Origin of the sequence: Kribbella sp. NPDC050820 (assembly GCF_040653975.1) — a bacterium.
Classification (GTDB): domain Bacteria; phylum Actinomycetota; class Actinomycetes; order Propionibacteriales; family Kribbellaceae; genus Kribbella.
Window position 1 is genome coordinate 316,265 of the sequence record NZ_JBFAHB010000001.1, and the last position, 13,690, is coordinate 329,954.

The 13,690-nt window shown below is 70.0% G+C and carries 14 protein-coding genes; 7 read left to right on the plus strand and 7 right to left on the minus strand.

Translation table 11 applies throughout. The features are described from left to right. Positions 1-5: 5 nt before the first annotated feature. From kdpC to AB0H36_RS01605, 5 genes are all read left to right on the plus strand, one after another. Entirely contained in the window at positions 6-584 is a 579-nt protein-coding gene (gene kdpC / locus AB0H36_RS01585; RefSeq protein ID WP_360514637.1) for a potassium-transporting ATPase subunit KdpC, read from the plus strand. A gap of 12 nt (positions 585-596) precedes the next feature. Next, positions 597-3,176: a DUF4118 domain-containing protein gene (locus tag AB0H36_RS01590; RefSeq protein WP_360514640.1), complete on the plus strand. Its 2,580-nt coding sequence runs from the start codon at positions 597-599 to the stop codon at positions 3,174-3,176. After that, entirely contained in the window at positions 3,173-3,850 is a 678-nt protein-coding gene (locus AB0H36_RS01595) for a response regulator (protein ID WP_360514643.1), read from the plus strand. The genes AB0H36_RS01590 and AB0H36_RS01595 overlap by 4 nt, the downstream gene beginning before the upstream one ends. 561 nt (positions 3,851-4,411) lie before the next feature. Further along, on the plus strand, positions 4,412-5,254 hold the full coding sequence (locus tag AB0H36_RS01600) for a hypothetical protein (RefSeq protein WP_360514646.1): 843 nt from the start codon (positions 4,412-4,414) through the stop codon (positions 5,252-5,254). Between the two features lie 118 nt (positions 5,255-5,372). Further along, entirely contained in the window at positions 5,373-6,584 is a 1,212-nt protein-coding gene (locus AB0H36_RS01605) for an SGNH/GDSL hydrolase family protein (protein WP_360514649.1), read from the plus strand. Here AB0H36_RS01605 and AB0H36_RS01610 read toward each other — a convergent pair. From AB0H36_RS01610 to AB0H36_RS01620, 3 genes are all read right to left on the minus strand, one after another. After that, positions 6,581-7,993 (minus strand): aromatic amino acid lyase, encoded by a 1,413-nt coding sequence (locus AB0H36_RS01610; RefSeq protein WP_360514653.1) that lies wholly within the window; start codon positions 7,991-7,993, stop codon positions 6,581-6,583. The two genes, AB0H36_RS01605 and AB0H36_RS01610, sit on opposite strands and share 4 nt — an antisense overlap. A gap of 159 nt (positions 7,994-8,152) precedes the next feature. Then, on the minus strand, positions 8,153-8,398 hold the full coding sequence (locus AB0H36_RS01615) for a type B 50S ribosomal protein L31 (protein WP_360514656.1): 246 nt from the start codon (positions 8,396-8,398) through the stop codon (positions 8,153-8,155). After that, a complete protein-coding gene (locus AB0H36_RS01620) occupies positions 8,395-9,501 on the minus strand; it encodes a GTP-binding protein (RefSeq protein ID WP_360514659.1) in 1,107 nt (368 codons plus the stop codon). The genes AB0H36_RS01615 and AB0H36_RS01620 overlap by 4 nt, the downstream gene beginning before the upstream one ends. A 73-nt stretch (positions 9,502-9,574) precedes the next feature. Here AB0H36_RS01620 and rpmG point away from each other — a divergent pair, with 73 nt between their 5' ends. Next, entirely contained in the window at positions 9,575-9,742 is a 168-nt protein-coding gene (gene rpmG / locus AB0H36_RS01625; protein ID WP_360449989.1) for a 50S ribosomal protein L33, read from the plus strand. Continuing rightward, positions 9,742-10,047, plus strand: coding sequence for a 30S ribosomal protein S14 (gene rpsN, locus AB0H36_RS01630; protein ID WP_360514662.1), 306 nt, complete (start codon positions 9,742-9,744; stop codon positions 10,045-10,047). The genes rpmG and rpsN overlap by 1 nt, the downstream gene beginning before the upstream one ends. Positions 10,048-10,140: 93 nt before the next feature. On the opposite strand, the gene AB0H36_RS01635 is transcribed toward rpsN, so the two are convergent. The 4 genes from AB0H36_RS01635 to AB0H36_RS01650 form a co-directional block, all read right to left on the minus strand. After that, positions 10,141-11,556 (minus strand): carboxylesterase family protein, encoded by a 1,416-nt coding sequence (locus tag AB0H36_RS01635; RefSeq protein WP_360515117.1) that lies wholly within the window; start codon positions 11,554-11,556, stop codon positions 10,141-10,143. Positions 11,557-11,813: 257 nt separating this feature from the next. Next, positions 11,814-12,572 (minus strand): IclR family transcriptional regulator, encoded by a 759-nt coding sequence (locus AB0H36_RS01640; RefSeq protein WP_360514665.1) that lies wholly within the window; start codon positions 12,570-12,572, stop codon positions 11,814-11,816. Between the two features lie 23 nt (positions 12,573-12,595). After that, on the minus strand, positions 12,596-12,790 hold the full coding sequence (locus tag AB0H36_RS01645; RefSeq protein WP_360514668.1) for a hypothetical protein: 195 nt from the start codon (positions 12,788-12,790) through the stop codon (positions 12,596-12,598). Continuing rightward, a complete protein-coding gene (locus AB0H36_RS01650) occupies positions 12,787-13,683 on the minus strand; it encodes a GNAT family N-acetyltransferase (RefSeq protein ID WP_360514671.1) in 897 nt (298 codons plus the stop codon). The genes AB0H36_RS01645 and AB0H36_RS01650 overlap by 4 nt, the downstream gene beginning before the upstream one ends. Positions 13,684-13,690: the final 7 nt, after the last annotated feature.

Below are 13,690 nucleotides of genomic sequence, written 5' to 3' on the forward strand. Positions count from 1 at the left end.
TGTTCATGGCAAGCAATCTGCCCGGCTCGGTCCGGCAGTTCGGGGTCGCCGTACGGGCCCTGCTGTTCTTCACCGTTGCCCTCGGCATCATCTATCCGCTGGTGATGACCGGGGCGGCGCAGGCGCTGTTCCACGGGAACGCCAACGGCTCGATCGTCCAGGTGGACGGCAAGGACACCGCGTCGGACCTGATCGGGCAGGCCTATGGCAAGGAGTGGTTCCAGACCCGTCCTTCCGCTGTGGACTACGACGCTATGGGGAGCGCGGCCTCGCAGTACGGGCCGCACAACCCTGAGCTGCTGAAACTGATCGACCAGCGGCGCCAGGAGATCGCGACGCTGAACGGTGTCGACCCGTCTCAGGTGCCGCCGGACGCGGTCACGGCGAGTGGCAGCGGCCTCGATCCGCACATCAGCCCGGCGTACGCCGCCCTGCAGGTGAACCGGGTCGCGCGCGAGCGTGGACTGCCTGTGGCCACGGTCGAGAAGCTCGTGCAGGACAACACGGAGGGTCGCACCCTCGGCTTCCTCGGTGAGCCCCGGGTGAACGTGGTCAAGCTCAACAACGCGCTGGCCGCACTCTGAGAGCATGGACATATGAGCAGTAGCGGCCGTGGGCATCTGCGGATCTACTTGGGTGCCGCGCCCGGCGTCGGGAAGACCTACAAGATGCTGGGCGAGGGCCAGCGGCGGCGCGACCGCGGCACCGACGTTGTGGTCGGGTTCGTGGAGACGCACGGCCGGGTGCACACCGCCGAGATGATCGAGGGCCTGGAGGTGGTTCCGCGGCGGATCATCGACTACCGCGGCGCCAGCTTCACCGAGATGGACGTGGACGCCGTACTGGCCCGGCGTCCGGAGGTGGCGCTGGTCGACGAGCTGGCCCACACCAACGTGCCGGGCAGCCGGAACGAGAAGCGCTGGCAGGACATCGAGGAGCTGCTGGCCGCCGGGATCGACGTGATCTCGGCGGTCAACATCCAGCACCTGGAGTCGATCAACGACGTGGTCGAGAAGATCACCGGCGTACCGCAGCAGGAGAAGGTGCCGGACCGGGTGGTCCGCGCGGCCGACCAGATCGAGCTCGTCGACATGACCCCGGAGGCGTTGCGCCGGCGGATGGCGCACGGCAACGTCTACGCGGCGGACAAGGTGGACGCTGCCCTGGGCAACTACTTCCGGGTCGGCAACCTGTCCGCTTTGCGCGAACTCGCGCTGCTCTGGCTCGCCGACCGGGTGGACGCGGGCCTGCAGCAATACCGTGCCCAACATGACATCGACTCGACCTGGGAAGCCAGGGAGCGGGTGGTGGTCGCCCTCACCGGCGGCCCCGAGGGCGAGACACTGATCCGGCGTGCCGCCCGCATCGCCGCCAGGTCCTCCGGTGGAGACCTGCTCGCAGTCCACGTCGCCCGCTCCGACGGTCTGACCGGCGCCAACCCGAAGCGCCTCGCCGAACAGCGCAACCTGGTCGAGAGCATCGGCGGCACGTACCACCAGGTCGTCGGGGACGACGTACCCGCGGCCCTGCTGACCTTCGCCCGGGCCGAGAACGCCACCCAGCTGGTGCTGGGCGGCAGCCGGCGCTCGCGGTTCAGCTCGCTGCTCACCGGGCCCGGGATCGGGGTCAGCACGATCCGCGACTCCGGCGACATCGACGTACACATCGTCACTCACTCGCAGATGGGCCGCGGCCGGCTGCCGCGGCTGCACGGCAGTCTGTCCCGGCGGCGCAGGATCCAGGGCTTCGTGCTGTCCGTCGTACTGCCTCCGCTCCTAGCGCTGCTGCTCGGGCTGGGTGGCGACACCCTGAACCTGACCAGCAACGTGCTGGCGTTCCTGCTGGCGGTCGTCGTGGTCGCCCTCGTCGGCGGGATGTGGCCGGCGATGGTCACCGCGGTCGGTGGTTCGCTGGTCCTGAACTACTTCTTCACACCGCCGACCCGGACGTTCACGATCGCTGAGTTGAACAATGCGCTCGCGCTGGTGATCTTCGTGCTCGTCGCGGCGATGGTGAGCTCGGTCGTGGACCGGGCAGCCAGACGGACCAGACAGGCCGCCCGAGCGGCGGCCGAGTCGGAGACGTTGGCGACCCTGGCCGGGTCTGTGCTGCGGGGCGAGACCGCGCTGCCTGCCCTGCTCGAGCGGGTCCGCGAAGCTTTCGGGATGACCGGGGCGTGCCTGATGGAGCGGGTGGACGACGACGAGTTGACCGAGGTCTGGCGGCCGCTGGCGACCGCCGGCACCATGACCTGCGGCCGCCCGGAGGACGGCGACGCGGAGATCCCGGCGCGCGAGAATCTCGTCCTGGTTCTGCAGGGGCATCGGCTGGCCGCAGACGAGCGCCGCCTGGTCGGTGCGTTCGCTGCGCACGCTGCCGCGCTGGTGGACAAGGCCCGGCTGAGCGAGGCCGCCGCCGAGGCCAAACCGCTCGCTGAGGCAGACAGGCTCCGTACGGCGTTGCTCCGCGCCGTCGGCCATGATCTTCGGTCACCACTCGCTTCGGCGAAGGCGTCGGTGACCAGCCTGCGCAGTGACGACGTCGAGTGGAGTGAGTCGGAGCGCGCCGAGCTCCTGGAGACCGCGGACGAGTCGCTGGACCGGCTGACGCGTCTGGTGGACAACTTGCTCGACCTGAGTCGCCTGCAGGCCGGCGTACTCCCCGTCTTCACTCGGCCGATGGCGCTGGACGAGGTGATGCCCGGCGCACTCGCGGAGCTCGGCGACGACGGCGACAAGGTGACGGTGGACATCCCGCACACGCTGCCGCTGGTCGAAGCCGACCCGGCGTTGCTCGAGCGGGTGATCGTGAACCTGCTCGGGAACGCGCTGCGCTACTCGCCTGCGGGGCGTCCGCCGTTGCTGACCGGGAGCGCGCTCGGCGACACCGTGGAGATCCGGGTGATCGATCGCGGTCCAGGGATCCCGCGCGAGCACCGGGACCGGGTGTTCGCGCCGTTCCAGCGGCTCGGCGACACCGACAACACCGTCGGCGTCGGCCTCGGCCTCGCGCTCGCCCGCGGTCTCGCCGAGGCGATGAGCGGGACTCTGCAGCCGGAGGACACGCCCGGCGGCGGGTTGACCATGGTGGTCGCGATCCCGACCGCAACCCTGCGCCCGGCCGACGCGCCGGTGCCGGGCGCCCGCGAACGCTCTGCGCCGGAGGTGCATGAATGACCCGCGTCCTGGTGGTCGATGACGAACCACAGATCGTGCGGGCGTTGCAGATCAATCTGCGGGCCCGGGGGTACGAGGTGCATCTGGCCGGCTCGGGTACGGCGGCGTTGAAGGTCGCGGCGCAGTACCCGCCGGAACTCGTGATCCTCGACCTCGGGCTGCCGGACTTCGACGGAGTCGACGTGATCCGCGGCCTGCGCGGCTGGACCGAGGCGCCGATCCTGGTGCTGTCCGGCCGAACCGACCAGACGGACAAGGTCGAGGCGCTGGACGCCGGCGCCGACGACTACGTGACCAAGCCGTTCGGGATCGACGAGCTGCTGGCCCGGATGCGCGCCGTACTGCGCCGCAGCAACCTCTCCCAGGACCAGCCGGTCGTCACAGTCGGCGGCGCGTCGGTCGACCTGGCCGCCAAGCGGGTCACGCTCGGGAACGGCGAGGACATCCGGCTCACTCCCACCGAATGGCACCTGCTCGAGGTCCTGGTCCGGCACCCGGGCAAGCTGATGTCCCAACGGCAACTCCTCACGGAGGTCTGGGGCCCGGGCTACGAAACCGCCAGCGGCAACCTCCGCTTCTACATGGGCCAACTCCGCCGCAAACTCGAGCCGGACCCGGCCCGCCCCAAACACCTCCTCACCGAACCAGGCATGGGCTACCGCTTCGAACCGTAAACGCGGTGTAAGCCCCCACGCGTGCTTCGCCGTCGCTCCTGCGTCGCGTCCGCTGCGCGCTCCCACCCGCCCCCGGCTTGGCGCCGTGCTTTCTTTGCCCGGCTGCCGCCGGGCGGTTTGCGGGCTGCCGCCCGCGGTTGACGGCGTGCTTTGGTGGGGTGGGGCGGACTGCGGTGCGTGGTGGTGTGGTGTGGAGGCGCTGGAGAGGTGTGGTTGGTGGGACCGGCCGCGATTGGGGTGCGGATGGTGTGAGCGCACGCATGCTGTCGGCTGGGGTGAGAGTCGACGTGGCTACAGCCGGGGGTCTGCGGAGGGACTGGGGAGCTTGCACAGGTTGTTTCGTGTGTAAGTCCACGGCAGGGTGGGCAAGCCCCCGAGAGCTGCCCCGAGAGTTGCGCCGGCTGGCCTTGCTCCGGTAGCGGAACGGCTTCGGGCGTTGGGGGTGATCGGGACTCCCTGTCGAGCAGGAGGAAGCCCGTCCCCGGCGGAGGCGGCGGGCGAGGGGGCGGGGTTGTCTGTTTTGTTCAAGAGATTGGGGGTGGGGTGCGTCAAGGTGGGGGTATGGACATCTTGGGTGCGGGACGGGATTTCGTACGGCGGGAAGGGCGGCTGCTCGAGGGGCGGGTGTTTGCGACGGTCTTCGAGGGGGCCGACTCGGGTGGGGTTGTGGACGCGTTGCGTGGCTACCGGAACGTGGATGGTGGGTTCGGGCACGGGCTCGAGCCGGACAAGCGGTGCCCGGACAGCCTGCCGCTGGACGTGCAGGTTGCGTTCGAGACGATGCTGACGGCCGGGGCGCGGGACGAGGAGATGATCCGGCGGGCCGTCGACTGGCTGCAGGCGATCGCGACACCTGATGGTGCGGTCCCGCTCTGCGGCCCGGCTGTCGAGGGCTACCCGCGGGCCGAGCACATCAGCGAATGGACCTACGAGCCGAGCCTCAACCCGACGGCCGGCCTGGTCGGGCAGCTCTACCGGTTCGGCTTCGAGCACCCGTGGCGGGACAAGGCCGCTGCCTGGTGTGCCGCCGAGCTCGCGAAGGGCTTCCCGGAGGATGCCCACTCGATGCATGTGTCGATGGAGTTCCTCGAGCACACCGACGATGTCGACCTGGACAGGATCCGCGACTGGCTGCCCAAGCTCAACTGGTACCGCGCCGACGCCGCGGACCCGACGTACGGCGTCACCCCGCTGCACTTCGCCCCGACGCCGGACAGCTTCTGGCGACCGCTCTTCGACGACGCCAAGATCGAGGCACACCTCGACCGCCTGATCGCCGACCAGCGGCCGGACGGCGGCTGGGCCCTCACCTGGGAACCCCCGAGCCAGGCCGCCACTCTCGAGTACCGAGGCGTCGTCACCATCGCCGCCCTCCGCACTCTGAAGGCGTACGGCCGACTCTGAAAGGATGTGCGTTCGGCTCTGAAGATCGACCGCTCACCGATGACCGGTTGCGAGTGAGTGGCGACTCTGGGTGAGATCGAAGGGAACACCCCGTTTCCGCCCAGACGAAGGTGGTCTCATGCGTCGTCTCAAACAGCTCGTCGCCGCTCTGGCGCTGCTCGCGATCCCGCTCACTCCCGCCGCCTCGGCCTCGCTGTCACCCGACTGGATCGGCAGCTGGGCCGTCGCCGTCACTCCACCGGGTACGTCGGGTCTCTCGGCGACCGGTGTCACCAACACGACCCTGCGGCAAGTGGCTCACCTGAGCGTCGGTGGCTCGGAGCTCCGGCTGCGGTTGTCGAACGTCTACGGCACATCCCCGCTCGTCGTCGGCAAGGTGACGCTGACGCCGCGTGGTGACGACCTCGCCGGTACGCCGACGGTCCAGCCGGCCAAGCTGGTCCCGGTGCTGTTCGGCGGCCAGCCGTCGGTGACGATCCCGGCAGGTGCTGAGTGGGTGTCCGACCCGGTGCGCGTCGCCGTACCTGATGACACCGACCTGGTGATCAGTACGTACTTCCCCGGTCCGACGGGCCCGCTGACCCAGCACCCGGCCGGGTACGCGACGGGTTTTCTGGCCACCGGTGACCAGACCGGCGGCGACGGGTCGCAGTACCAGGCGATCTCCGGGATGGCCCGCTACATCATCGAAGGTGTCGACGTGCGGAGCCGAGTGCGCGGCTCGGTCGTGCTGTTCGGCGACTCGATCACTGACGGCGTGGTGTCGCCGATCGACCAGAACCTGCGGTACCCGGACCAGTTGGCCGACCGGTTGCTGGCCCAGCCGGCGCACCGCGAGCTCGGCGTCCTCAACGCCGGGATCAGCGGCAACCGCCTGCTCAACAACGCCGGTACGGCGGGAGACTCGACGCTGGCGCGGTTCGACCGGGACGTGCTCGGGCAGGCCGGCGTGCAGACCGTCGTACTGCTCGAGGGCATCAACGACATCGGTGGCAGCCGCGGCGCGGTCGAGCCGGCGGCGTTGATCGCGGTGCACCGGCAGTTCATCGAGCGGGCGCGCCAGGCCGGGCTGAAGGTGATCGGCGCGACGCTGACGCCGTACGAGGGCGCCGGCTACTACACGCCCGAGGGGGAGGCGGACCGGCAGGCGCTCAACCACTGGATCCGGACGTCCGGTGAGTACGACGCCGTCGTCGACCTCGACAAGGCGGTCCGCGACCCGGGGGCGCCGTCCAAGATGCTGCCGGCGTACGACGTCGGCGACCACCTGCACCCGAACGCCGAAGGCTTCAAGGCAATGGCTCAGGCGTTCAACCTGAAGGAGCTCTAGCCCGCTTCGGCGGGATGCTCGACCTGGCGATCGCCCCACTGCGTGAGCAGGCCGCGGGCGATCTCCAGGTCCTCCCGCAGCGATCGGTCGGTGAGATCGTCTGGCAGCGCGGCCAGCGCGTCGGCCAGCCACGGCCCGACCGCGGCCGGCGTGAGATCGTCAGGCGTCCAGCCTGCAAGGCGAATCGCCCGTACGGCGGTGACCAGCTCACTGGCCAGCACTTCACGAAGTGCGTCGAGGAGTTGAGCCGTCAGTACGGCGGCCTGTGGCGCGAAACTGGCGTGGTGCTCGGCTCCGCGGGACAGTGTCGCCGTACCGAGAGTCGCGGGCTGCGCGGCCGAACGGACCGCGGCCAGCGCGTCGTGGGCGACGTACTCGATCATCATCACGCCCGAGCTCGCCTCCGCACCGCTGGCCAGGAACCGGCTCAGTCCGGTGAACTCCGGGTCGACCAGGTTCGCGACGCGGGATGTCGACAAGGTCGCGACGCTATGCAGGCTCAGCCGGAGCGAGTCAAGGGCCAGCGCGATCGGCATCGCGTGCCAGTTGCCGTTGTGGAGCACGGTGTCGCCGGCCACCAACGGGTTCTCGGCGGAGGCGTTGATGTCGATCCGGAGACTGTTGCCGAGAGCATCTACATGGTCGACGGCCGGTCCGAGGACCTGCGCAAAGGCTCGGAGCCCGAACGGATCCTGGACCCGGGCGGGTGTGATCGGCAGGCCGTCGAGCAGCCCGCGCATCCGGCGTGCGACCCGGACCTGGCCTGGCTGCGGGCGGGCTTCGTGCACGCGGACGTCGTACACCTCGGCGTTGCCGCGCAGGGCGACATGCGAGAGGGCGCCGACCAGCGGTACGACGTTGATCAGCGTGGCGGCCTCGACGTACGCGAGGCAACACTCGGCCAGGGTGAGCGCGTTGCTGGAGAGCAGGGGGAGTGCGCTGGTCCCGTCGACGACCGCGCCGAGCGCGAGGCCGAGCTCGGCGAGCGGCCCGAGATCGCCGGTCCCGATTGCGCCGCCGCGGTGCAGGTCGGGCAGTTCGTCGTCGTTGAGCAGCGCGACGATCGCGTCGGCGACCTCGGGCTCTAGGCCGGATCCGCCGGACGCGAGCTGGTTGACCCGGATGAGCAGCCCGAGCCGGACCACATCCTTCGGGTACGACGTCGTACCGGTGGTGGAGTGCGATCCGAGCAACCGCGCGCCGTGCTCGGGGTCGGAGGTCAGCACGTCGCGGTTGGCGCCGACCCCGGTGGTCCGCCCGTACACGGGCCGCCGCTGAGCGACCTCGGCCACCGCCAGCGCCGACTCGTGCATCCGCTTCCGCGCGACGTCACCCAACCGCACCGCAGTCCGCCGCTGCCCGAGCGCCACGGCCTCCAACGGGGTCAGTCCAGCCCCGAGAATCTCCACCGGCTCCACAGTCCTCAGTGTGAGCCGCCGCACGGTCGTTGAGCAGCAACCCAGCCGCGGTCCCCGTCTCGAATCCGAGACGCTGACGAGAGTCCGGACATGAACCAGGGACCTCGGACAGCTGGTCAGCTGTCCGAGGTCCCTGAAAGGTGTCCGGGGTTATGCCTTGCCGTAGCGCTTCTTGAACTTCTCGACCCGGCCCTGGGTGTCCATCACGCGCTGCTGGCCCGTGTAGAACGGGTGCGTCGCGGCCGAGATCTCGACGTCGACGACCGGGTAGGTGTTCCCGTCGTGCCACACGATGGTCTCGTTGCTCTCGCGCGTCGAACCGGTGAGGAAGCTGAAGTCGCCGGACTTGTCCCGGAAGACGACCCGGCGGTAGTCGGGGTGGATGTCCTTCTTCATGCTGCAGTACTTCCTTCCAGATAAGGGGCGAACGGGTCGGTCAGGGGGTGGACCGCTTCGTCCGCACGCAGGACACAACCATCCAGGCGCTCGCGTAATTCCCGGACGTCCAGCCCGACCCCGGTGATGGACAGGTACGACGCCCGGTCGCCGTGATCGGGGTGCCACTCGAGGGCCGACCGGGCCTGGTGCTGCTGCCCGACCCCGGCCCAGCGGTCGGCCGGGAGGTCGGCCAGCCACGGACCGAGCACGCCGATCGAGATGTTGGTGCCGAAGCTGTCCCAGCTCAGCCGGTTGCGGTGCTGGGTCGCGATCCACAGCGTCCCGCGGCCCCGCGCCGTACCGGCGACGAGGTCCTCCAGGGCGTCGTAGAGCCGCTCCGGGTGGAACGGCCGGTCCGCCTGCCAGACCAGCGTCCGGACCGGGCCGCTCTCGGTGGTCGCGCAGATCGAGCCGGGCTCGGTCCAGGTCTCGGCAGCGTCCGGATCGTGCAGCCGTACGCCGAGCAGCCCCGCCGGCGTGGTCCGGACCAGAAGCTGTGGATTGATCGCCTGGGTCAGCGCCCGGACGGTCTCGTCGTCGCTGCTCAGCACGGCGGCATTCGCGTACTCGAGTTGACGGGCGACCACCTCGGCGATCGCTCGCCCGTCCTCGGCGGCGGTCGGGATCCCGCGGTCCTGGATCAGCTGATCGCCGGTGAGGTCGTCGATCACGCTGCCGGTGTCGACCGTGGTCAGGACCGCGTCCACCCGGAGCTCGCCGTCGCCGTCGCGGGCGATCTCCTCGGCGATCGCCTGCGTGTCCCCGGCACCCGGCACCGACACGATCGCGGCGTCGTACCGCTCGACCGCCGCGATGCTCACCAGCAGGGCGACCAGGGAGCCGCGCATCGCGCAGGACACGCACGGGTGGCTCATCCGGATCACCTCGCGGTCGATCACGCCGCCGGCGGTCCGGGCGATCCGTACGACGGACCCGTCGGCCAGGCCGCTGACGTCGTACTCGACCAGTACGCCCCGCGAGCCGGCTGCGGCCAGCAGGTTCCCCGCCACTGCGCCGCGGAACCGCTCGTCGATCCCCGTGAGCAAGGTCACCGGCAGCATCCACACTCCCTTATTGAAAATGATTACCAGTACAACGTACACTGTGGATCGCAGTTGAGGAAAGGAACCCAGCATGGCCAAGCGCAACGACCTCCGCCCGATCGTCAAGCTCCGCAGCACGGCGGGCACCGGCTTCACCTACGTAACGCGCAAGAACCGGCGGAACAATCCCGACCGCCTGGTGATGCGCAAGTACGACCCCGCCGTTCGGCAGCACGTGGACTTCCGCGAAGAGCGCTGATGGCGAAGACCAGCAAGATCGCCAAGAACGAGCAGCGCAAGCGGACCGTCGCCCGGTACGCCGCGCGCCGCGCCGAGCTGAAGCGGATCATCGCCGACCCGCGGTCGTCCTTCGAGGACCGCGGCGCGGCCCAGCTCAAGCTGCAGCAGCTGCCGCGGGATGCGAGCCCGATCCGGGTGCGCAACCGCGACGTCGCCGACGGCCGTCCTCGGGGGTACCTGCGGAAGGCGGGCATCTCCCGAGTCCGTTTCCGCGCGATGGCCCATCGCGGCGAGCTCCCGGGCATCACCAAGTCTTCCTGGTAGTGCCCGCCCCGCGACGTGGATGCCGCGGCCTGGGCGTACGACGGCCCTCCCCGAAGTCAGGTGGCTTCGCGGAGGGCCGTCGTACGTTGTCGATCACTGCCAGAAGCGGATCCGGTGGTCGGCGACGAAGTCGGTCCGGGTGGTGCCGGTCGGAGTGAGGGACTGGACGGTCCGGTCGCCCGGGCGGGTGCGCGGCCAGGGGGTGGTGCCGGTGCGGGCGAAGTCGGCCCAGGTGGTGATGAGTTGGTCGGCGTACTCCTGCTGCGGCGGCTCGAGGACGGCCAGGTCGAAGAAGTAGGCGACGTCACTCAGGTGGTGCGAGCCGACGGGCCAGGTCGGCTTGGGCGCCCCGGCGTACCAGGGCGCCTCGCCGGCGAACTCAACCGCGTACGTCGGCATGCGTGTCGACAGGATGCGGTTGGTCCTAGCGGCGGGGGTGGACCAGTGCGAGTCGGTCATGACGGTCGCGAGGGCACGGCCGGCGGGGCGGACGTCGGCGTACTCGGCCAGGATCTTGTCTGCCTTGGCACCGAAGGTTTCGCGTACGGCGGTTTCGTACTCCGCCTGCGTGATCGGCTGGGCGAAGACCTCTTGAGCGCCGTACCGACCGGACTCCTCGTCGTGGTTGACTGCGTGCAAGACCGGGACGTTGTTGACCATCTTCTTGGCCGGGTGGTGCGGGAGGACACGCCCACCGAGCACCGGACCGAACTCGTCGTCCGCGGTCGCTGCGAGCAGTTCTTCTGCGGGGATTGCTCTCATGCAGGCCGCAGTGGTGCAGCCCAGCTCGGTCGCGAGGTTGCTGCTGTAGTGGTTCGCGACTGATCGCGGTCTGGGTGCCGCGTAGTTGATGGCGGAGTACTCCTGTGCGCAGGGTCCGCTCTGGATGATCGCCCGATCGAAGAGCCCGGCCGCGGTCGGGGAGGCCAGGTGGTCGCAGACGCTGTAGGCGCCGGCCGACTCACCCATCACGGTCACGTTCCGCGGATCACCGCCAAAGGCCTGGGCGTTCCGCCGGACCCAGCGGAGTGCGGCCTGCTGGTCCTCCAGCCCGTAGTTGCCCGAGTCCTCGCCGAGCAGCGGACTGGCGAGAAACCCGAACGCGCCCAGCCGGTATTGCACCTGCACCACGACAACCTCACCGCGGCCGGCGAACCTGTCGGGCCCGTACACGCTGTTGGCACCGTTGGTGAAGCTGCCCCCATGAATCCAGACGACGACCGGCCGCTTCTTCCCGTCGCTCCTCGGCGTCGTCACGTCCAGATACAGGCAGTCCTCATTTGTGCTCGCCATGCCAACCGGATGCTCAGGCTGCGCACAGCTGTCTGCGTGCTCCGTCGCGTCGCGTATCCCCTCCCAGGGCCTGGCCGGCCGCGGCGACCGCCACCGCTCCGGAGGCGCCGCGTACGGAATCCCCCGAAAGGTCCGCACATCCTCCTGGACCATCCCCCGAACCAACCCACCTTCCGTCCGCACAACCTCCCCACCACCGGCCGCCGCAGGCACCATCCCCACAGCCCCGACCCCAACAGCCCCAACCAACGCAACCACACCACGCACCACGGTCTCCTCCTAGACGTCCGGCAGACCTCAACCCTTCCGCCCAACCGCCCCCCACACAGTCACCCCACGTCCCCACCCGAGGTGGTGCTAGCCCCACTCAGTTGCCGTGACGCCCCCGAGCCCGCCGCGACGACCGCGTCCCGCCACGACGTGTCCACGCTCCGGCAGCAGGACCGCGGGCTGGCCCGACCACGCGCGGGGGACTACCCGTGGAGCCGCCGGGTCAGCGCGGTGGCGGCCTGGCGGGTTTTGTGGGCGAGGAGGCGGCGGTCGGTGGGTGGTACGACGTCGGTGCGGAAGGTGATGCTGATGGCGGCGACGGGGTGGCCGGCGTGGTCGACGGCTGCGCTGGCGACCGAGGAGAAGCCGGGGCTGATGAAGGAGTCCTCGAGCGCGAAGCCCTGGCGCTTCTCGTCGGCCAGCAGGCGCCGCAGTTGGGTGAGCGTCTGCGGTCCCAGGTCCGTCCGCCGTACGAAACTCTCCGGGTTGGGGAACAACGCCCGTACCTGAGCCGCCGGCAGCTCGGCGAGCAGCGCGCGCCCCGACGCGGTCAGCGTCGCGGGGAGGCGTACGCCGACATCCGTCACGAGCGTCACCGGCCGCGGCGGCTGCTCCTTCAGCAGGTAGACGAGCTCCCGCCCGTGCAGTACGCCGAGATGCGCAGTCTGACCCACCTCAGCCACCAACTGAACGAGCAACGGCCGAGCCAACCGCTCCAGCGGATCATGCCGCAGGTACGCCGACCCGATCTCGAACGCCGCCACGCCGAGCCCGTACCGCTTCTCCTCGGGCAGGTGCACCACGAAGCCCTCATCGATCATTGCTCGCAGCAAGTGGTACGTCGACGAGCGCGGCAGGCCGACCGCGGAGGCGATGCGCTCCATCGGCACCGGTCCGGGCTGGGTGGCCAGGAACGTCAGGACCCGCAGCGTGCGGGTCGAGGCGGGAACGTTGCCGCTCACAACGGCAGCGTAACCGCGAAGTCTCAGATTCCGGACGATTCCCGGGACTTGGCGCGGCTGCGGCGCAGCCACTGCCGGACTCCCTCGCCGGCCAGCGCGACCCCGAACAGGCTGCCGGTGATCGCCCAGTCGATGTCCTGGTCGTCGCCGGACGTGAGGATCCCGACCACCACCGCGAGGACGCCGAAGAACGTGAGGGACAGAACGATTCGAGTCACAGGGCCTTCTCCGCGGTCCAGGCGCTCGACGACACTTCGTAGCCGAGCCAGGTGTTCACTGCGAGCATCGGGGCGTTCCCCGCGTCGTTGCCGGTGTACGCAACGACGAAGCCCGCGTCCCGGGCCCGCGCCAGCGCGGCCGACTTCACCACTTTCGCCAGCCCGCGGCCGCGCGCGGACGAAACGGTGCCGGTCAGGTTCGACCAGATCACCTTCCGGTCCGGGTCGGCCGTCGTGGTGACGAACGACAGCACGGTGTCGCCGTCGAGCACGGCGAAGCTGAGATCGCGCCGGAGATCCGGGTGTCCCCAGTCGACGGCCAGCCATTCGTCGTACGGCAGCGAGAACGACAGCCCGCTCGGATCGCCGCCGGTGACCGCGACGACCGCCTGCCACAGTGCCCGCGGATCGACCTGGTCGTAGTCGGCCAGGCGCAGCCCGGCAGGTAGGGCGGCCGGCGGCGGTACGGCGCTCAGATCGGCTCGGGACTGGGACATCCGGCGGCCGATGGTGAACCCTCTCCGGGTCGCGAACTGCTTCGACTCGGCCTCGTCCGCGACGACGACCAGCAACGCGACCGCGCCCGCCTTCACCGCTTCGGCACCGACCGCCTCGGCCAGCGCGCTGCCGATGCCGCGCCTTCGCGCCGCCGGCGGGACCTGTACGGCGATCCGGACCCGTGGGCCTCGTTCGTCCGGGTCGGGCAGGTAGACGGTCCCGAAACCGGCCACGTCCCGGCCGTCCACTGCGACCAGGACCACCTGGCTCTTGCCGGTTCGCAGTTGCGCCTCGATCCCGCGGGCCGTCTTGACCAGTTGCGGCATCGTGGCTGCCCAGACTTGGGCGATCCCCACCGCGTCCTCCGGCCGGGCCGGCCGGATCTCGAACACCATTCCTTCA

Coding starts and splice junctions, on each gene's coding strand:
- AB0H36_RS01605 (WP_360514649.1), top strand. CDS start 5,373: ATGCGTCGTCTCAAACAGCTCGTCGCCGCTCTGGCGCTGCTCGCGATC.
- rpmG (WP_360449989.1), top strand. CDS start 9,575: ATGGCCAAGCGCAACGACCTCCGCCCGATCGTCAAGCTCCGCAGCACG.
- kdpC (WP_360514637.1), top strand. CDS start 6: ATGGCAAGCAATCTGCCCGGCTCGGTCCGGCAGTTCGGGGTCGCCGTA.
- AB0H36_RS01620 (WP_360514659.1), bottom strand. CDS start 9,501: ATGCTGCCGGTGACCTTGCTCACGGGGATCGACGAGCGGTTCCGCGGC.
- AB0H36_RS01595 (WP_360514643.1), top strand. CDS start 3,173: ATGACCCGCGTCCTGGTGGTCGATGACGAACCACAGATCGTGCGGGCG.
- rpsN (WP_360514662.1), top strand. CDS start 9,742: ATGGCGAAGACCAGCAAGATCGCCAAGAACGAGCAGCGCAAGCGGACC.
- AB0H36_RS01600 (WP_360514646.1), top strand. CDS start 4,412: ATGGACATCTTGGGTGCGGGACGGGATTTCGTACGGCGGGAAGGGCGG.
- AB0H36_RS01635 (WP_360515117.1), bottom strand. CDS start 11,556: ATGGTGCCTGCGGCGGCCGGTGGTGGGGAGGTTGTGCGGACGGAAGGT.
- AB0H36_RS01650 (WP_360514671.1), bottom strand. CDS start 13,683: ATGGTGTTCGAGATCCGGCCGGCCCGGCCGGAGGACGCGGTGGGGATC.
- AB0H36_RS01590 (WP_360514640.1), top strand. CDS start 597: ATGAGCAGTAGCGGCCGTGGGCATCTGCGGATCTACTTGGGTGCCGCG.
- AB0H36_RS01615 (WP_360514656.1), bottom strand. CDS start 8,398: ATGAAGAAGGACATCCACCCCGACTACCGCCGGGTCGTCTTCCGGGAC.